Raw genomic sequence first — 18,871 nt, 5'->3', positions numbered from 1 at the left:
GATGCCATGCGCCGCTTATCCGCCGCTGCAGCCATTCCCGTTCTGCTCTACGCCCTGTCCGCTTGCGGCCATTCGAATTCCGAAGATCGGGCCTCGCTGCCTACCGCCGCCTCGAGCGCCGGGACGCAGGCGCCCTCCGCTTCGGCATCGCCTGCCCTGCCTTCCGCGCCGGCAGCCGAAGCCGCTTCGTCCGCCCCGGCCGCTTCCGCCTCTTCCGAGGAGTCCGCGGAACCGTCATCGGCGGCGGATAACGGGGTGCCGCTGTACCGCATGAACGCCAACTACGATATCGTTCCGATCGACAAGGACAAGACGGAACGCAAGGTCGTCCTTCTCACCTTCGACGACGGGCCGAAGGATTCGACTACACTCGCGCCCATCCTCGACACGTTGGACAAGCACCATGCGAAGGCTATTTTCTTCGTCAACGGTTACCGGGTCAAGAAGCATCCCGAGCTGCTCCAGGAGATATTCGATCGCGGACAGACGATCGGCAATCACTCGTGGGACCACATCCAGCTCGGCAAGGAGTCGGCCGATACGATCCGCAAGCAGCTAAGCGACGTTCAGGATATCGTGAAGGCTACGGTCGGCTCTCCTCCTGTGTTCTTCCGCCCTCCCCACGGGTCCGGGAACGCGGACACCCATGCGATCGCGAAGGAGCTCGGCCTGCTGTATATGACATGGTCCGACGGCTCCCTCGACTGGGAGATGAGCGGCGACAAGATCAAGGACAAGACGGCCGCCATCACTCGGAACATTACCGATCAACTGCACGCCGGCAGCAACATTCTGATGCATGAGCTGTCATGGACGGCGGAAGCTCTGGACAGCGTTCTGACGACGCTTGAGGACAAGGGCTACTCCTTCGTCGATCCGGGCCTCATCGACGTCTCCGATCAGCCTTGACTGCGGTTGCCCCACCAGATGAGGCCCGCGACCAGAGCGAAGAAGACGAGCACGAGCAGCCGGTAGAACCAGCGGCTCCAGGAGCCTTTGTTCGAGGGGTGGACCGACGCTCTGGGCGGCATGCCCGTCTCCGGAATGCCGGACGACTCCGCCGCTCTGGCGATCGCCTCCTCGAGCTCCTCGAGCGTCCGAGGCTCGCCCGTCCGCTCCTCCTCGGAGAAGGCTTGCCGCTTCGCTTCCATGTAACGCTCCCAGGTACCCGAACGATCTTGCCCGCTCATCGGTCCGTCTCCTTCCGGAACCGAATGATCAGCCCCATGATCAAGTCGAAGACGAAGTGCGCGGCGATCGGGGCCCATATCGTTCCGGTATGATCCTGAACCCATCCGAGCGAATAGCTGATGCCGAACACCATGCCCGTCGGGATCCAATGTTTTAAGTAGCGGACGTGAATGGCCGCGAACAGGATGCTCGTCCAATAAGCTCCGATCGCGTGCTGGATCGCGCCGCGGAACAGCAGCTCCTCGCAGACGCTGACGACGAGGCAGATCAGAACGATGTGCCAGAGCGGCCGCTTGCGGAACATCTTCTCGTTCACGCCGCCGTCGTCCATTGCCTGCTCGGGCACCCACCTGGAGATCGCGATGTCGAACAGGACGATAATCGCCGCGAGCGCCGCCCCCCAATACAGGAATTCGGGGGTCTCCGGCAACCGGAACAAATTTATCACGTTTCTGCCCTGTAAAATTACCCATAGGAAACCGATAATGAAAGTAATCAGTTGCGTCAAATACAAATTGATAAGCAAGAGACGATCGTCGAGCTGCCCGATGTCTACCTTGCGCACCTTGATGTTGCGGATGTCGAATTTTTTCATTTGCCCTCTGATTCGTTTCAAGTTTTGTGTTGTGCAACGTTTTGTGCTCTGCCAAGTCTATGCCCGATTCTACCAATTGACCGCAAAGAGGAGTTACCGATGGACAAACGCCTAGCTCGCACCGATATTTTATTCGCATTGGGATTTCTTTTTATGCTCGTCGTAGCGGTCGCTGCCTTCTTCTACGGCGTCCAAGTCGGCACCGAACGAGCGAACGACGGCACGCAGCAAGAGTCTGCCGCCGCGCACGAAGAAGTCGAAGCTTCACCGAACGCTTACTCCCTGCAGGACCTGGTGTCTTTCTATCATACCGTATTTTTGCCCTATCGGGAATTCGTCAACGAATGGAACGAAGCCGAGCGGAAGTGGCTGTCCGTGGAATCCGCCGACCGCTCCTCCGCGATCAAGGAGCTCGTCAAGCTCGCTTCCGCGCAGTACGATTCGGCGAAGATCGCCTATATCCCGCCCGTATCGCCGCTGCTGCAGGAGGCTCAGGACGATTACCTGAAGAGCCTTAAGCTGTACATCAACAGCCTCTCCTCGTTCGCCTCCAGCGCGAATGAAGGAACCGGCTCCATCCTGCTCAGCCAGATCAAGAAGGACGCCTTCTACAAGGAAGCCGTGAAGATGGCGCTGGCGGGTCAGACGGCGTACTATCGGTCGATGGCCAAGTGGGCCTCCATCGTCGACATGACGACGGATTACGATTCGCAGGCCAAGACGCTTCTCGAGCTGTCCGAGTGGAAGTCCCTTCCGCTCATCACCAAGAACCTGCTCTCGGCCAAGTATATGGAGGAGCAATCGCTGACGGGAAGTTTCCTTCCGCAGGACCTGACCGCCCGAATCGACGGCTTCCTCGCCTCCGGTCAGGCCGAGACAATGAAGCTCAAGACGATGGGCTCCGTGGCGGACCTGCTGACGAGAACGGACGCCGTGCGGGACGGGGATTTCCTGCAGCAGAAGTCAAGGTTCTACGGCTCGCAGATGCTGCCGCAGCTTCCGTTCTTCTCCGCGAGCTGACAGAATAAGCGCAACGTCAGAAGCAATGTGCGATTTTAGCCATTGCTTTTGTCTGTATTATTGCTATAAAATGAGTTACGTTATGGAAAGACAGACAAGCTTTCTTTATGCACGTTTGCTAAATGCAGCATCATTCATCCGTTCACGGCATCACTCTCGGCGTAACGTTCTTCGCTTGGATGCGATGGGCGCCGCCTGGAGTGATTTCTACATTTAATAAGCTTAGGGGGCTTTCAAATGTTTAAAGTGTTGGTATCGGACCCGATCAGCGATCTGGGCATTTCGCTTCTTGTTGAGGCGTCCGACATCTCCATCGACAAGAAGACCGGACTTTCCGAAGACGAACTCGTTCAGATCATCGGCGAATACGACGCTCTTCTTGTTCGCAGCCAGACACGCGTGACCGAACGAATCATGACTGCAGGCAAGCAATTGAAGGTGATCGGACGCGCCGGCGTTGGCGTCGACAACATCGACCTCGAAGCCGCCACGAAGCGCGGCATCGTCGTCATCAACGCTCCGGACGGCAACACTATCACCACTTGCGAGCATACCTTCGCGATGATGATGGCGCTCGCCCGCCATATTCCTCAAGCCTATCTGAAGACCGTCGGCGGCGAATGGGACCGCAAGTCGTTCGTCGGCGTCGAGCTTCGCAACAAGGTGCTGGGCGTTCTCGGCATGGGCCGCATCGGCAGCGAAGTGGCTGCGCGCGCGAAGGCGTTCGGCATGACCGTGCTCGGCTATGATCCGTTCCTGACCGAAGAGCGCGCCGAGAAGCTCGGCGTGAAGCTCGCCTCCGTCGAGGACGTCGTCCGCGAGGCCGACTTCATTACGGTGCACACGCCGCTGACGCCGGAGACCCGCCACATGATCGGCAAAGAACAGTTCTCCCGCATCAAGAAGGGCGTCCGCATCATCAACTGCGCACGCGGCGGCATCATCGACGAGCTGGCTCTCGTTGAGGCGATCGACGCCGGCATCGTTGCCGGAGCCGCATTCGACGTGTTCGAGGAAGAACCGCCGACGAAGGAGCACCCGTTCCTCTCGCACCCGAAGATCATCGTGACTCCGCACCTTGGCGCCTCCACCGTGGAAGCGCAAGAGAACGTCGCGATCGACGTGTCCGAGCAATTGCTCCACATTCTTCGCGGCGAGCCGTACAAGAATGCGGTCAACATGCCGCCCGTCCCGGCGGACGTGCTGTCCAAGCTGGAGCCGTACTTCCCGCTCGGCGTGAAGCTCGGCAGCTTCGCGGCCCAGATCGCTTCGGGCCCGGTCAAGGAGATTGTGGTCGGTTGCTCCGGCGAGCTCGCGGACGTCGACACGCAGCCGCTGACTCGCTATATCGTTCAAGGCGTGCTGGCTCATCACCTCGGCTCCGACCAGGTCAACGCGGTTAATTCGATGCACCTGGCCAAGACGCGCGGCGTGAACATCGTCGTGAACAAGTCCCACGCCAGCAAGGGCTTCACGAACCTTGTATCCGTAACGCTGCGCACCGACAAGGAAGAGCGCACCGTTGCCGGCGCCCTGCTGAACGGATTCGGCGCCCGCATCACGCAGATCGACCAGTATCCGGTCGACGTCGCTCCGGAAGGCAATCTGCTCCTCATCTCGCACAATGACAAGCCGGGCATCATCGGCCGCGTCGGCACGCTGCTCGGCAGCAACGACGTCAACATTGCGACGATGCAGGTCGGCCGGAAGCTCGTCGGCGGTGCCGCCATCATGGTTCTCGGTGTCGACAAGGCGGTTCCGAAGGACGTTATCGCCCAAGTCGCGGATCTGACGGACCTCGTGACCGCGAAGGAAATTCAGCTTTACTAAAGCGTGGCAGGAGTTCGACGGCGAACAACAACTCGGGCCGTCCCGACGTCATTTATGACGTCAGGGCGGCCCGAGTTTTGTTATATTCGCGATACTGTCGAGACTGCCGGAGCTGCCGAAGCCGCCCATGCTGCCGTACATCCGGGTTTTATGTGAGAATCCACATTGGCGCAGCTCGAAAACGGGCAGGTTGGGCGATTATGCGAAAAATCACATCCATAGCAGAAATTCCGGCTCGAGCCGCCGAATGTATGCTAAAAACCATATAAAAGCGGCACAAACGAGCCTTGAAGCGTCAGATGTATGCTAAAAATCACCTAAAACGCCGCGATTCCGCTCAATTCAAGCCTTCTCCCGTTCGATTGTCCGTCCGCTGATCTCCTGCCCCTTCTTCCGTACAAGCGGGACGATGAGCATGTGCAGCAGCGCCGCGAGAACGAGTACAATCGGCATCGCCCGGGAGTCGGGATCGTCGGCGAACAGAATGAGGAAGAGGATCGACAGCACGCGCCCGATATTCAGGAACAGCTCCTTGATAACGACCGACTCGATTCGGAACTCTCCGCGCAGCGGAAGGAAGTCCATCAACCGATAGTTGTAGGAGGTCAGCGTGTTCACCGTCAGCGGATTAAAGAATGAGAAGATGGCCATGAAGAGCAGCACACTCCACCAATCGATATCGATGAGCAGCAAGCAGGCGGCCGACGTGACCAGCGACGTGCTGAGCGCCAGGCTGCCGCGCACGGAATCCCGATCGCTGCGGCGGGAGATGTACAACCCCATCGAGATCGTAAGCATGGCGAAGAACATGGTGAGCAGGCCGACCCAGCGCTCGCTGCCGACGGTCTGATAGAGCAGAATGTTCGGCAGGAACAGCATGATGCCCTGGAAGATTCCAAGCAGCAGGAAGCCGAACAACCCCTGCAGCCAGACAGGCTCCTTCTTCAGCACGGACAGCGTGTACTTCAAGTAATATGTCCGGTGATGGGACGGCTTCTTCCGAATTCGGGTGCTGAACAGCGCGGCGATCATGAACATGAAGCAGGCGACGGAGAACATCACGATATACCCTTGAAGCCCTTCGAACCAGCCGATCAGGAAGCCGGCGAGCGCCGGTCCGATCAAGCCCGCCGTATTGAATACGACCATGTTGATGCCAAGATACCGTCCCCGCCCTCGCGAATCTACCACGTCATACATCAGAACAAGATAGCCGTTCCAATAGAGCCCCAGAGCGAAGCCATTGCAGAGAGCGAACAACGGGTAATAATCGACGACGCTGTCTCTTGCGATAACGACGACCAGATAGAATACGGCGATCAGGACGATGCCGACGCGGTACGTGACCATCCGGTCTCTCCGCTTCGCAATGTAGCCGCCGACGGCGAACGCGATCGGAGTCACGCCGTAGACGATCAGATTAAACATCCCGTTGATCCATAGGTTCTCGGTCAGCCGCCAAAGATACAGGTTCAAGAACAGCCCGGACATCGAAGCTCCGAATTGGAAGCATCCATGGATGAACAGCGACACGATCGCCTCGCCGCCAAGCCCGAGCTTCCTCTTCAAGCTCTCGGACGCGGTTGTCTGCAAGCGCCTCCAACTATACATGCTGATCCCTGCCTCTTCCCCGGGAAGGCGGCAAGCTCATCGCCGCCTTCCGCGATCTCTAAGATGATTACGACTTGCCTTGCATCGGAAGATGAATGGTGAAGGTCGTTCCGCTTCCCACCTCGCTGGCCGCTTCGATTCGGCCGCCGTGGGCTTCGACGATATTGCTGACGATCGCGAGGCCAAGCCCGGTCCCCCCGCTCGCCCCGTTCTGATCGCGCTTGCGGGCTTTGTCCGCCTTGTAGAACCGCTCGAAGATATAAGGCAGATCTTCGGCGGGAATGCCTTGGCCTTCGTCGGCGACGACAAGCTTCGCCTCGTTGCCCTTCTTCGTCGGAACCAGCTCCGCGTGAAGCCGGATCGAGGACCCGGTCGCCGTATGACGGATCGCATTGTCCATCAGGTTCGTCAGCACCTGCTCCAGCCGGTCCCCGTCCGCTTCCTGAAGGACAAGCGGCTCCTTGCTCTCCTCATAGAGCAGCGCAATTCCCTTGTCCTTCGTAAGCGCCGCGAACTTGCGGTACACGCGATTCATCAGTTGCCGGACGTCGAGCACCTGGGAATTCAGGTCCAGGTGTCCCGCCTCCATGCGGGCGAGATCGAGCAGGTCCTTGACGAGCCGTCCCATCCGCAGCGATTCGTCGTGGATCACCTGGACGAGCTCCTTCCTCTCCTCCGCCGACGTGACGATCTCGTCCAGCAGCGCTTCGCTGTAGCCCTGCACCATCGAGAGCGGCGTCCGGATCTCGTGCGAGATGTTCGCCACGAAGTCGGTGCGCAGCTTCTCGACCTTGAACTCCTCCGTCACATTCCGGAACACGGCGACGGCGCCGCGCACGCCCTCGGCAGAGACGAGCGGGGTCATAACGACGGAGAACACCTCGTTCTTCACGTGAACCTTGCTCGTCATGTCCTGGCCGCAGCGAATGACCTCGTGGAAGATCTCCTGAATCGGACGAGGCACCTCTCCCTCCCCGTACGCTTCCTCCTCGCTCCAGTCGGTGGCGATCCAATCGCCCAGCAGATGCTTGCCCGGCGGATTCGTCAGAATGACCTTGCCGTCGGCGTTAAACGAGATGACGGCATCCGTCATGCTTCTCAGCACGCTGCTCAGATGGTCCCGCTCATGCTGGAGGATCTGGATAAGCGAGTCGATCTCGGCGGCCATCGAGTTGAACGTGTTCGCCAGCTCGCCGATCTCGTCCGTGGAACGAATGGCGACGCGGGCGGTGAAGTCGCCCTGGCCGATCTGGCCGGCCGCTTCCTTGATTTCGCGCAGCGGCTGTGTAATCTTCTTCAGCAGGAAGAACGCGAAAAAGGTTGTCAGCAAAAAACCGACAGCCCCTGCGTAAATAAACAAATGCTTAACCTCGCTGGAATCCACGAAGTTAAGGTCGATATAATTCAGGAAGAACAAGCCGTTAACGGAGATGACGACAGCCACCAGCGCGATGATCGTCAGCCATAGCTTGCCGACGACGGTTTTCCAGATGGCCATCGCTTACTTCGCCACCTCAAGCTTGTAGCCGACTCCCCAGACGGTCGTGATCATCGAAGCGGCCTCGACCGATACCCGGTTCAGCTTCTCGCGCAGACGCTTGACGTGGGTGTCGACCGTGCGGAGGTCGCCGAAGAAGTCGTAGTTCCATACGTCCTTGAGCAGCTCTTCGCGCGAATATACCTTATCCGGCGAGCTTGCCAGGAAGTGCAGCAGCTCGTATTCCTTCGGCGTCAGGTTGACCTCCTGGCCGTCCGCCGTGACGCGATGGGCATCGTGCTCGATAACCAGATGGGGGAAAACGATATTGTTGCTCGTGGCCAGCTCCTTCGAGAGGAATGCGGTCGCGGACGAGCGGCGGAGAATCGCCTTGATCCGGAAGATCACTTCGCGCGGGCTGAACGGCTTGACGACGTAATCGTCGGCGCCGACCTCGAAGCCCTGCACGCGGTTCACTTCCTCGCCCTTCGCGGTCAGCATGATGACCGGCGTCGCCTTGCTCTGCCGAAGGCGCGTGCATACCTCCATGCCGTCGATGCCGGGCAGCATGAGATCGAGAACGATCAGGTCGTAATCCATCTGCAGCGCCTTGCGCAGCGCGGATTCGCCGTCCTCCGCTTCCTCGATGACATAGCCTTCCTTCTCCAGGTACATGCGCAGCAGACGACGGATTCTCTCTTCGTCGTCCACCACCAGAATGCGATTGCCTGCTTCGTTCACCCGAATCGACTCCCTTGCCTTAATGGATAGTTACACTCCCGCGTACGAATGAAGCCCCGCTATAACCAAGTTTACCCCGATCAAGGTAAACAGAACGACGATAAAGCCGATGACGGCGAGCCACGCCGACCTCGTTCCCTGCCAGCCGCGAGACAGCCGGAGATGGAGATACGCGCTGTAGAACAGCCAGGTGATGAGCGCCCATACTTCCTTCGGGTCCCATCCCCAGAAGCGCGACCAGGCAATCTGCGCCCAGATCATCGCGAAGATAAGCGCCCCGAGCGTAAACACCGGGAAGCCGATCGCGATGGAGCGGTAGCTGATCTCGTCCAGATCTTCCGGATCGATTCCGTCAAGGTGCGGATGAATGACGGCAGCCAGCGGCTTGCGTGCGATGAGGCGCGCGATTCCGTACAGGATTGCGCCGGAGAGGAGCGACCAGATCACCGTGTTGAGCTTGCGGCCCGCGTTGACTCCGTTCATCCAGGAAGGAGCTTCGAACAGCGGCTCCGACAGCCCGAGGAACGACTTCATGCTCACCGTCTCGCTGTTGTACGGAGCGACGATCGGCGGCAGGTCGTACTTCACGGATGCGGTCGAATCCAGCGCTTGGCCTTGCTGGTCGATCTCGAAGTTCTCTTGCCGGAATTCGGCCTCGTAGCCGCCGGCGCGGAAGCCGAAGACGGAGACGAGGAAGCCGATGATGACGATGATGAAGATCAACACCCATTCCACGCCGCGCTGCTGCCTGACCGCCGACTTCTCCTTGCTCTTGAAGTCGACGACCCGCAGCAATTGCACAAGCGCCGCCGCGAAGCTGACGGCGAAGAACGCTTCGCCGCTCGCGGCCGTCGTGACGTGAATCTTGAGCCAGATCGAGTTCAACGCCGGAATGAGCGGCTGAACCTCCGAAGGGAACACCGACGCATAAGCGATAATGATGACCACAAGCGGAGTCGCGAACGCGCCGAGCAGCGTCGTGCGATAGATCAAGTATACAACAATGAAGGCGAACATGATGGCCATGCCGAGGAATGTCATAAATTCATACATGTTGCTCGTCGGAATGTGGCCGCCGCCCTTCCAGCGGGTGAAGAAGAAGACAAGATGGCTCACCCAGCCGAGGATCGCCAGGGAGAAGGCGATTCGCGACCATCTCTTCTTATGGACCTCGATGTCGCGATTGCTCCAGCGGCTCCCTCCGATCGCGATGCAGAAGCCGATGAACGAGAAGCAATAGAGAAAGAATGCGATAATGAATGCGTCGCTGCTGACCGATAGCCAATTCAATGGGTATTCCTCCTGTTATCGAGTGCCTTGGGATTCACTTCGATGCCTGCCTTCTTGAGGGCGCCGGCGACTTCGTTGCGAACGCCGAACGTGTTCTTGTTCGTGTGCGCGCCGAGCGTAAGCACGCCGCCGTCGATCCGGAGCCAGACGCGGCGATGCTGCCAGTAGAAGCCCATGACGAGGCCGATCATGGAGATCGCGGCCCCGACCCAGATGAATGGCATGGCGCGATCGACGCGCACGTTCAGGTAAGTCGTGTATTCGGAGTACGACACGTTCTCCATCTTCCCGACCTTGAAGGAGAAGCGGCCCGTGTTGTTGCCGCTCTTCTTGAAGCTCTCGTTAAGAAGCTGCTGAAGCTGCTTGTCCTCCGCGTTCGGAAGCGGGAAGTAGATGTACATCTCTCCGCTCTCTTGCAGGCCCGGCCCCGTGACGATGAACACGAACGCCGGGTTGTTCGGGTCGCGGGACTTCGTCATCGGGCGGCTCTGCTCGTCCATTCCGAAGTCCGGGAAGAAGTCGCTTAACTTTAAGGTATAAGGGCCCGCCGTATAAGTCAATGGCGGATTCGACACGGGCAGCTCGAACGGCCCGTATTCCTCTCCCGTCTGCGAATCGACGAGCAGCGGCTTGACCGTAATGAGCCGGATTCTCTGCTCGTAATTGTATTGATAGAGTTTGAGCCCCTTGTAGGACAACGGGCTGTTCACCTGGATGTCGTGGCGCTCGACTTCCTGCAGAACCGGGTCCTTGATCGGATCGTCGCAGTCGGCCGTGCATTCGTACAGAACCGCCTTCGTCTCGTAGAGCTTGGCGCGCGCCGTGCCCTTGAGCGCGTCAGGAAGCTCCTCGTCCTTGTAGTATTCGACGGTGAAGTCCTCGTTCTTCACGTAATAGTTCGTATTCGGAATCTGCTTCGTCTGCCCCTCGTCCATCGACACGTATTGGTCCATGTGCCAGGCGGGCACACCTCTTCCGAGCACCGCGAGCAAGAAGACGATCAGCCCGATATGGTTGATATACGGTCCCCACCGGCTGAAGCGGTTCTTCTCCGCGAGCAGCGCCGTCCCGTCGCGCTTGACGTTGTAGCGCTTGCGCTTAAGCTGCTTGCCGAAGCTCTCGACCCATGCCTCCGGCTCCCCTTCAATCGTTGTGCTGAATATCGTCTGCTGACGATTGATGAACGTCAGATGCTTGCGCACCTGCTGCTTCGAGAGCGCTTTATACAGCGGCAGGACGCGGTCCAGGCTGCAGATGACCAGCGAGGTTCCGATCATGACGAGCAGGCCGACGAACCACCACGATTCGTACGTTCGCGAGAATCCGAGCGCCTGATAGATGGCTCCCGACGTGCCATACGCCGCCCGATAATAGCCCGCCGGATCATCCAGATTGATGAAGGTGCTCTCCTGCGGGTAGATTGTCCCGACCGCGGCTCCGACCAGCGTGATGATAATGAGATAAACAGCGATTTTGACAGATGAGAAAAAATTCCACACGCGGTCGATCAACGCGGGATTGCTCTTCTGGGAACGGCGGGCTATCCCGTCGTAACGCATCTCCAGAGGGCTATCCAGCGGCAGGTCCTCAAGCAGAGGCTTGCCGCAGTATTCGCAGAGAACGGTGCCCGTCGGATTCTGATGCCCGCATTCGCACTTGGTGTTCTGAAACAACTTGTGACAGCCTCCCCTATTGTCCGAACAGTCGCCTGATGCGAGAGTCGATGTCCTCCTCGCTCATCGGACCCCCGATGACGATATCCTGGATCTCCCCGTCCGCCGTAATGAAGAACGTCGTCGGGTATTCCTTGAGTCCGTACTTCTTCTCGGTCTTCTTGCCGCGATCGAGCAGAATCGGGAAGTAAGCGCCGACTCCTTCGGCGAATCGCTGCACCGCGATTCGATCCTCGCTCAGGTTGATGCCGACCAGCTCCAGCCCCTGGTCCTTCCACTTCTCGTATTCGTACTGCAGCGCCGGCATCTCGTTGCGGCACGGCGGGCAGAACGTCCCCCAGAAGTTGAGCACAAGCGGCTTGCCCTTGTAGGAGTCGAGGTCGTGAACCTCTCCCTGCAGATCCGCCAGCGTGAACGCGGGCGCGGCTTGTCCCGGCTTGAGCACCGTCGACGTCTCGAAGAAGGAGCGCCCGATGGCATAGCCCCCGATCAGAAGAACAAGCGCGAGAATGACGTATTGAATCGGCTTGCGGTAACGCTTCACAGTCTCACCACCGGTATGTATTCGCTTCGCAGTCGCATGGCCCCTTATCGGTCATTATCGGCAACACGAAACGCCCCATACCGGGGCTGCCGTTTTTTTGCCGATTTTTCACCGAATTAGTTCCATTATAACGAAAACACCGGGGTCAAGGATATCCCCTGAACCGCCGGTTATGAACATTGTGTGACGTCAATCTTCCTTGGAGGAAGGCGCCTGTGACGATTCTGCGTCTTGAAGAAGCTCCTGGAGCTCCGTCTTCGACAGCTTCCGGTGCTTGCCCCGTTGAAGATTGTCCAATTGAAGGCTGCCGAACGAGATTCGCTTCAACCGAATGACCGGATGGTGGATGGCTTCGAACATGCGGCGCACCTGGCGGTTGCGGCCCTCGCGGATCGTAATGCGAATCGTCGCCTGCTTGTTCTCTGTATCGACATCGTGGTATTCGACTTCGGCCGGCGCCGTCATGCCGTCCTCAAGCTTGATGCCCTTCGCCAGCTTCTCCAGCGCCGAGCCGTGCGGCACGCGCTCGACCGTCGCAAGATACGTCTTCGGCACGTGATGCTTCGGATGGGCCAGCTTGTTCGCCAGCTCCCCGTCGTTCGTCAGCAGGAGCAGCCCTTCCGAGTCGTAGTCCAGCCGACCGACCGGGTACACCCGCTCCTTGACATCCTTCAAGTAATCCGTCACGACGGACCGCCCCTTCGGGTCGCTGACCGCCGTAATGACACCCTTGGGCTTATTGAATACGATATACACTTTCTTCTCCTTAAGAATCTTCTTCCCGTTAACCGCGATCTCGTCGACGGTCGGGTCCGCCTTGACTCCGAGCTCCGTCACCGTCTCTCCGTTGACGGTCACCTTGCCGCCCGTAATCAATTCCTCGCACTTGCGCCGGGATGCGATGCCGGCATTCGCGAGAATCTTCTGCAAACGTTCCAAGTCGGTTCACCTCATCCCCCATCATACCTTCAAGACGGGTTTAAAACAACAGCCAACATGCGGCCACCGCCGCAAAAAAACCGACCGCGTCCGAGAAGAGGCCGACCTTGAGCGCATAACGGGTGTTGCGGATGCCGATCGCGCCGAAGTAGACGGTCAGCACATACAGCGTCGTATCGGTGCTGCCCTGGATCGTGGCGGCGATTCGGGCGATCATCGAGTCGGCTCCGTGCGTCTTGATCAGATCGGTCGCATAGGCGAGGGAGCCCGCTCCGGTAATCGGGCGAAGCAAGCCGAGCGGCAGCACGTCGCCGGGCACCCCGATCCGCTCGAACAGCGGGCGGACCAGAGCGACCATGGCATCCATCGCGCCGGACGCGCGGAACATGCTGATCGCGGTCATCATTCCGACAAGGTGGGGGATGATGCCGACGGCGGTGCCGAAGCCTTCCTTGGCGCCGTCCACGAACGTCTCGTAGACCGGAACTTTGCGCAGCGCCGCGTAGAGGGGAATAAGCACGATCATCATCGGCACCGCCCAGGCGGACACCTGATGGAGGAAGGCGACCATCGCTCGTTACCCTCCCTTCGTCTCGGCGGAGCCGCCGACCGGAAGCGGCGGCAGGCGATGCCGGTCCCGGCTGCGGTACCAGCGGTCGGCGGCAATCGCGGCGCCGGTCGCCACGAACGTCGCAAGCAGCGTGCTCACGACGATGTCCGTCGGGCTCGCCGAGCCGAAGTTCATGCGGATCGCGATCATCGTCGTCGGGATCAGCGTAATGCTCGCCGTGTTGAGCGCGAGCAGCGTGCACATCGCCGGCGTCGCCGTGTCCTGGGAAGGGTTCAGCTTCTGCAGCTCCTGCATCGCGCGAATGCCCATCGGCGTCGCCGCGTTGCCAAGTCCGAGCAGGTTGGCGCTCATATTCGTCAGAATATAGCCGAACGCCGGATGATCGGCCGGAACGTCGGGGAACAGCCTGCGCACGAGCGGCGCGACGAGCCGCGCCAGCTTGCGCACGAGCCCCGCCTGCTCGGCGATTCGCATGAGGCCAAGCCAGAACACCAGGATGCTGACGAGGCCGATGCACACCGTCACGCCGGTCTGCGCGCCTCCGAACGCGGCTTCCGTCACCTCGCGCACACGGCCTTTGACTGCCGCGAACGCCACGCTGACCACCATCATGCCAAGCCAGATCCAATTGACCATTCTGACCTCTCCCTTCCCTGCTCCTTACTTCTTGATTCTCTCCGCGAACGTCCGCCGCTTCTCCGGCTCGTTCGCCGGCTGCCGCTCGGCGATCAGGCCGACCGTGGCGATCGGGCGCTCCTCCAGCCGCACGGACAGCTTCCCTCTCGCTCCGAACACATAATCGATCGTATCCGAAGCGATGGGCTGGATTCGCAGCCGGAGCTTCTCCCGCTCTCCCTCCGCAAGCGGATAACGGAAGTCGTTCACGGCGACGTACGGGTAGCCGGCGACCGCTTCTCCCTTGCGGACAATCGTCTGCAGCGGGTACTTCGCGAAGCCGTGATCGAGCAAGCGGCGGTGATCGAGCCAGTCGTCCCGGTCGTTCAGCGTAACCGCGACGAGCTGCTGCCCGTTCCGGGTAGCCGAGCTGACGAGGCAGCGCAGCGCCTTCTTCGTATACCCGGTCTTAACCCCGTCCGCACCGTCGTATTGGAACAGCATCTTGTTCTTGTTCGCCCACTTGTAATCCCAATTCTCGTTCGGATTCGGCGCCGTCTTCACCTTCGTGCCCACGATGGTGCGGAACGTCTCGTTACGGAGGGCGTACGAAGTGAGCCGCGCCAGATCGTTCGCCGAGGAATAATGCCCGTCCTGATCGAGGCCCGACGGATTGCCGAACCGGCTGTGCTTCATGCCAAGCTCGTCCGCCTTGCGGTTCATCAGATAGACGAACCCTTCGAGCGAGCCGCCGACGTGTTCCGCGATTGCCGTGGCCGCGTCGTTGCCGGATCTAAGCATAAGCCCGTACAGCAGGTCCTCCAGCTTGATCTTCTCTCCCGCCTTCAGGTACAAGGACGAGCCTTCCTTCCCCGCCGCCCTGACGCTGACGGTGACGACGTCGTCCAGCCGATCGTTCTCGATCGCCACGATAGCCGTCATGATCTTCGTCAAGCTGGCGATTCGAAGCTCGCGGTCCCCGTTCTCCTGCGACAGCAGCCTGCCGGAGGTCACATCCATCAGCGCGGACGCGGCGGCGGACGTATGAAGCACCGACGAGCCGCCGGAGACCGGCATCGCCTCTACGGCGGACAATTGCTTGGGCGCGGCCGTCGCCGGCGTCTCGGCGGCATTCGCGGCTGCGAGTCCGACCGTCGTCAGGAGCAGGGCGGAGCGGAACAAACGGTAAACATTGGTTGGCATAAGCTGTCTCGTTCCTCCTCGGCATTACGCGGACAGCCTTGTGGCGAAGGTTCTTCTACCATTTTTATGTAGGCATGTCCGGTTTGATTCTTACGATTGGATGATCGGGGAGCAAGGTCAAGGCTCGTCGCAGCAAAAAAAATTCCGGCCTTAGCGGCCGGAATGGCGAGATCGACTGCATGAGGCGGCATTGCGCGACATGGGCAACGCGGAACGACTGCGGCGATGACGCGAATCCGGCGCCGAAGGGCGCCTACATCACATTGTCGGAAGACGAATGCAAGGAGATTCGTTCCGCGCTCTCTTCGGGACGGCGGAAGATGTTCTGGATCTTGTCGACCCACCGAGGCGCTTCGTCGATGATTCTCTCGAACAGATGCGTCTGGTTGTCGAGCGGAACGACCTTTACGCCATGCGAACCGACGACCAGGAATGCGATCGGCGTAATGGATACCCCGCCGCCGCTGCCGCCGCCGAACGGAAGCGACACCGCCGCATTGTGCCCCTTGGCTTCGCCGGAGCCGGAAGCGGAAGAGACATGTCCCGTCTTCGTTCCGTGCAGCTCCTCCGTCTGGAACTCGCTGCCTCCCGCTGCGAACCCGAAGCCCACCTTGGAGATCGGCATGATGACGCTGCCGTCCGGAGTTTGGACGGGTTCGCCGACGATGGTGTTGACGTCCACCATCTCCTTGATGTTCTCCATGGCGGTCTGCATAAGGCCTTGAATCGGATGTTCGGACATAATAGCCACCCTCCTTTCTTCCGATAGGTTGCCCTGCGCCGGTCTTCGTTTATTCGCCCGACGAATCGAAGCCTGCAGAAGCTGTCACACATGGCCCGGGCCGGCCTTCCATGTGCGCCATGCGCGCAGTGCGGCTTTGGGTTTGATCGTTCGAGTGCCCAGGCCGATCAGGGACGAGACGAGGCTCGATACCCGAATCAGGAAGTCCGCTTCCCACACTAGCGAGAACTCCTTGCCGGAATAGACGGGCTCCACCTTGCCATGAGGATGGGTTCTCCAGCGAACGAACCGGCTCGCCGCCCCGTTGATGCACCCCATCAGCGTCCAACAGAGGCCGGACAGCACGGCCGTATGCGCGGCATTGCCCGTGCCGAGCCTGACGTCGATTCTCCAGCGCGTGCATTCCACGTGCTGCAGAGTCTCCAGCGCCCACTCCTTCAGATTCGAGATCGACAGCCGCAGGTTCCGGAACGCCTTCCACAGTCTGCGCACGGTTCGCTCTCCGATCATCCGCTTGCCCCGGCGCCCCTTCTCCGCTCCAACGGCTCCTGCCTTCTGTTTTTCCTCGTATAGAATGCCCCAGCCCTTGATCGCGATCGTCGGGATCGTGCGCTGCGTCTGCACGGCTCCGTATAAGGCTCGGACAATGATGACGAGCTGGTCGAGCTTGCCGCTTCGCGAATAGCGAATCCGAACCCGGACGGAAGACAGCAGAACCGCGACCGACAGCAGCAGCACAGCGGCGAAGATGCCGCCTATCCATAACCAAAAAGCCATACTTCCCCCGCCTTTCGCTCAAGGGTAGTATGGCCTTCGGTCTTCGTTATTCATTCCGATTGAAGGAGAGAATGGAACCGATTCACTTCGTCTCCAGCGCCTTCAGATCGTCGAGCGACAGTTGCCTGCCTTCGATCTTCTCGAACAGCAGCCGCGATTGCTCTTCGATCTCATCGTCGTTCTCGCTGATCATCGGGTCCGGAAGCTGGTCGATGCCCGCCAAGCCGAAGTAATCGAGGAACGACTTGGTCGTGCCGTACAAGATCGGCCTGCCTAGCGCCTCGGCCCGCCCGACCTCTTCGATCAGGTCCTTGACGACGAGCGTATGGATCGCGCGGTCGGCCTTGACGCCGCGAATCTCCTCGATCTCGATGCGGGTGATCGGCTGCCGGTAAGCGACGATGGAAAGCGTCTCGAGAGCCGCCTGGGAGAGCACGCTGCGGGACGGATTGTAAGCGAGCTTCTCGAAGTAGGGCGCATGCTCCGTAGCCGTCGTCAGGCGGAAGCTGCCCGCCACTTCGGCGATCCGAATGCCGCGCTTCTTCTTCTTCAGATCGGCTTGCAAGTCGCGAAGCACGTCCTTCACGACGTCGGCGTTCATCTCGACGACCTCTGCGATCGTCTTGACGGTAATGCCTTCGTCGCCGGATACGAACAGCAAGCCCTCAATAAGGGACTTCAGGCTCGAATAATCCATCGTAAGTCTCCTCTCTTCCCGTCCACGTCAGCACGATCTCGTCGAACAGTTGATTCTGGAAGCACGACACCCAGCGTCTCTTCATCAGCTCGAGAACGGCAAGGAACGTCACCACGACCTCATGGCGTTCAACCTCGTCTCCGAGCAGCTCCGAGAACAGAAGCTTATCGTCGCCGTCATCCGCTCTTCCCCGCATCAGAGTCGCGATATCGCGAATCCGGTCGGTGATCGAGATCTCGTCCCGCTGAATCGCCGTGATCCGGTTGCGTCCCGCCACTCTGCGCAGCGCCTTCCGGAATGCGCGAACGAGATCGTCCACATGCAGCCCTTCGACCGGGTTCTGCGGCACGTCGGGCACGAACGGCTCCAGATCGACAGGCTCCCGGGTATACGTCTGGCTTCGCTCGAATTCATGCTCGCGCAGCTCGCTGGCGATCGCCTTGAACTTGCGGTACTCGATCAGCTTGCGAATCAGCTCTTCCCTCGTGTCCAGCCCGTCGTCCTCTTCGTACGTGAGCCACGGCTCGTCGGTGACCGGCGGCTTGGGCAGCAACTGTCTGCTCTTCATGGCCAGCAGGGTCGCCGCCATGACGAGAAATTCGCTCGTGACATCGAGCACGAGCTCCTGCATCGCCTCCAGATAAGCGATATATTGGTCGGTGATCTCGCTGATGGAGATATCCTGGATATCGATCTCCGCTTTGTCGATCAGGTGGAGCAGCAGATCGAGCGGTCCTTCGAACGTTTCCAGCTTGTATAGCACCGTCACGCGGGTCCTTCATCCTTCCCGGCTTAAACTTTCCTTCCCGTGCGCCTCCGCAATCAGGCTTGCAGAGACTTGGTCAGGTTCGCCATCTCGATCGCCGAGACGGCCGCTTCCCAGCCCTTGTTGCCTGCCTTCGTTCCGGCGCGCTCGATCGCTTGCTCGATGCTGTCGACGGTCAGAACGCCGAAGATCGTCGGAACGCCGGTCTTGAGCGCCGTTGCGGCGACGCCCTTGGCGGCCTCGTTGCAGACGTAGTCGAAGTGCGGCGTCGATCCGCGGATGACCGCTCCGAGCGTGATGACCGCGTCGTACTTGCCGCTCTCCGCCATCTTCTGCGCGATCAGCGGGATCTCGAACGCTCCCGGCACCCATGCCACTTCAACCTCGTGCTCCTCCGCTCCGTGACGCTTGAACGCGTCAAGCGCGCCGCTGAGAAGGCGAGCCGAGATGAATTCGTTGAACCTGCCGATGACGACCCCGTACTTCAGACCTTGCGATACCAGATTGCCTTCATAAATAACCGCCATTGTTCCTCATCCTCTCTGTATGTGCAGCTCATCTGCATGACATCTGCGTGACATCTGTATGA

20 protein-coding genes are annotated in these 18,871 nt (G+C 59.7%); 3 read left to right on the top strand and 17 right to left on the bottom strand.

Annotated features, from left to right (window positions below):
- Positions 1-6: 6 nt before the first annotated feature.
- Positions 7-909, top strand: coding sequence for a polysaccharide deacetylase family protein (locus E6C55_RS14090; protein ID WP_136370440.1), 903 nt, complete (start codon positions 7-9; stop codon positions 907-909).
- Here E6C55_RS14090 and E6C55_RS14085 read toward each other — a convergent pair.
- Together E6C55_RS14085 and E6C55_RS14080 are read right to left on the bottom strand one after the other, a co-directional pair.
- Positions 900-1,190, bottom strand: a complete 291-nt coding sequence (locus E6C55_RS14085) for a hypothetical protein (RefSeq protein WP_136370439.1) — start codon at positions 1,188-1,190, stop codon at positions 900-902. The genes E6C55_RS14090 and E6C55_RS14085 overlap by 10 nt on opposite strands.
- A complete protein-coding gene (locus E6C55_RS14080) occupies positions 1,187-1,786 on the bottom strand; it encodes a CPBP family intramembrane glutamic endopeptidase (protein ID WP_136370438.1) in 600 nt (199 codons plus the stop codon). The genes E6C55_RS14085 and E6C55_RS14080 overlap by 4 nt, the downstream gene beginning before the upstream one ends.
- Positions 1,787-1,885: 99 nt before the next feature.
- Here E6C55_RS14080 and E6C55_RS14075 point away from each other — a divergent pair, with 99 nt between their 5' ends.
- Together E6C55_RS14075 and serA are read left to right on the top strand one after the other, a co-directional pair.
- Positions 1,886-2,806 (top strand): hypothetical protein, encoded by a 921-nt coding sequence (locus E6C55_RS14075; protein WP_136370437.1) that lies wholly within the window; start codon positions 1,886-1,888, stop codon positions 2,804-2,806.
- 237 nt (positions 2,807-3,043) lie between these two features.
- Positions 3,044-4,636: a phosphoglycerate dehydrogenase gene (serA, locus tag E6C55_RS14070; RefSeq protein ID WP_136370436.1), complete on the top strand. Its 1,593-nt coding sequence runs from the start codon at positions 3,044-3,046 to the stop codon at positions 4,634-4,636.
- Between the two features lie 342 nt (positions 4,637-4,978).
- On the opposite strand, the gene E6C55_RS14065 is transcribed toward serA, so the two are convergent.
- The 15 genes from E6C55_RS14065 to ribH form a co-directional block, all read right to left on the bottom strand.
- Positions 4,979-6,247 (bottom strand): MFS transporter, encoded by a 1,269-nt coding sequence (locus tag E6C55_RS14065; protein ID WP_136370435.1) that lies wholly within the window; start codon positions 6,245-6,247, stop codon positions 4,979-4,981.
- A 67-nt stretch (positions 6,248-6,314) separates the two neighbouring features.
- A complete protein-coding gene (locus E6C55_RS14060; protein WP_136370434.1) occupies positions 6,315-7,745 on the bottom strand; it encodes an ATP-binding protein in 1,431 nt (476 codons plus the stop codon).
- A gap of 3 nt (positions 7,746-7,748) precedes the next feature.
- Positions 7,749-8,465 carry a response regulator transcription factor gene (locus E6C55_RS14055; protein ID WP_136370433.1) on the bottom strand — a complete coding sequence of 239 codons (717 nt, stop codon included), beginning with the start codon at positions 8,463-8,465 and terminating at the stop codon, positions 7,749-7,751.
- Positions 8,466-8,495: 30 nt separating this feature from the next.
- On the bottom strand, positions 8,496-9,755 hold the full coding sequence (gene ccsA / locus E6C55_RS14050; RefSeq protein WP_136370432.1) for a cytochrome c biogenesis protein CcsA: 1,260 nt from the start codon (positions 9,753-9,755) through the stop codon (positions 8,496-8,498).
- On the bottom strand, positions 9,752-11,428 hold the full coding sequence (gene resB / locus E6C55_RS14045; protein WP_136370431.1) for a cytochrome c biogenesis protein ResB: 1,677 nt from the start codon (positions 11,426-11,428) through the stop codon (positions 9,752-9,754). The genes ccsA and resB overlap by 4 nt, the downstream gene beginning before the upstream one ends.
- A 16-nt stretch (positions 11,429-11,444) precedes the next feature.
- Positions 11,445-11,972: a redoxin domain-containing protein gene (locus E6C55_RS14040; RefSeq protein ID WP_136370430.1), complete on the bottom strand. Its 528-nt coding sequence runs from the start codon at positions 11,970-11,972 to the stop codon at positions 11,445-11,447.
- Positions 11,973-12,161: 189 nt separating this feature from the next.
- Entirely contained in the window at positions 12,162-12,911 is a 750-nt protein-coding gene (locus E6C55_RS14035) for a pseudouridine synthase (RefSeq protein ID WP_136370429.1), read from the bottom strand.
- 40 nt (positions 12,912-12,951) lie between these two features.
- Positions 12,952-13,482, bottom strand: a complete 531-nt coding sequence (locus tag E6C55_RS14030) for a spore maturation protein (protein WP_136370428.1) — start codon at positions 13,480-13,482, stop codon at positions 12,952-12,954.
- Positions 13,483-13,488: 6 nt separating this feature from the next.
- Positions 13,489-14,118 carry a nucleoside recognition domain-containing protein gene (locus E6C55_RS14025; RefSeq protein ID WP_136370427.1) on the bottom strand — a complete coding sequence of 210 codons (630 nt, stop codon included), beginning with the start codon at positions 14,116-14,118 and terminating at the stop codon, positions 13,489-13,491.
- Positions 14,119-14,142: 24 nt separating this feature from the next.
- Complete coding sequence (locus E6C55_RS14020) at positions 14,143-15,300, bottom strand: D-alanyl-D-alanine carboxypeptidase family protein (RefSeq protein WP_407923729.1); 1,158 nt, start codon at positions 15,298-15,300, stop codon at positions 14,143-14,145.
- Between the two features lie 253 nt (positions 15,301-15,553).
- Positions 15,554-16,042: a GerW family sporulation protein gene (ytfJ, locus tag E6C55_RS14015; RefSeq protein ID WP_136370426.1), complete on the bottom strand. Its 489-nt coding sequence runs from the start codon at positions 16,040-16,042 to the stop codon at positions 15,554-15,556.
- 84 nt (positions 16,043-16,126) lie between these two features.
- A complete protein-coding gene (locus E6C55_RS14010; protein WP_136370425.1) occupies positions 16,127-16,819 on the bottom strand; it encodes a DUF2953 domain-containing protein in 693 nt (230 codons plus the stop codon).
- Positions 16,820-16,901: 82 nt separating this feature from the next.
- Positions 16,902-17,516: an SMC-Scp complex subunit ScpB gene (gene scpB, locus E6C55_RS14005; protein ID WP_136370424.1), complete on the bottom strand. Its 615-nt coding sequence runs from the start codon at positions 17,514-17,516 to the stop codon at positions 16,902-16,904.
- On the bottom strand, positions 17,485-18,285 hold the full coding sequence (locus E6C55_RS14000) for a segregation and condensation protein A (RefSeq protein WP_136370423.1): 801 nt from the start codon (positions 18,283-18,285) through the stop codon (positions 17,485-17,487). Before E6C55_RS14000 ends, scpB begins: the two co-directional genes overlap by 32 nt.
- Positions 18,286-18,338: 53 nt before the next feature.
- A complete protein-coding gene (gene ribH, locus E6C55_RS13995; protein ID WP_136370422.1) occupies positions 18,339-18,809 on the bottom strand; it encodes a 6,7-dimethyl-8-ribityllumazine synthase in 471 nt (156 codons plus the stop codon).
- Between the last annotated feature and the right edge of the window lie 62 nt (positions 18,810-18,871).

Origin of the sequence: Cohnella fermenti, assembly GCF_004801405.1 — a bacterium.
Lineage (GTDB): Bacteria > Bacillota > Bacilli > Paenibacillales > Paenibacillaceae > Cohnella > Cohnella fermenti.
Note: the sequence above shows the minus strand (reverse complement) of the source record. Positions and strands in the feature narration are given on the sequence as shown.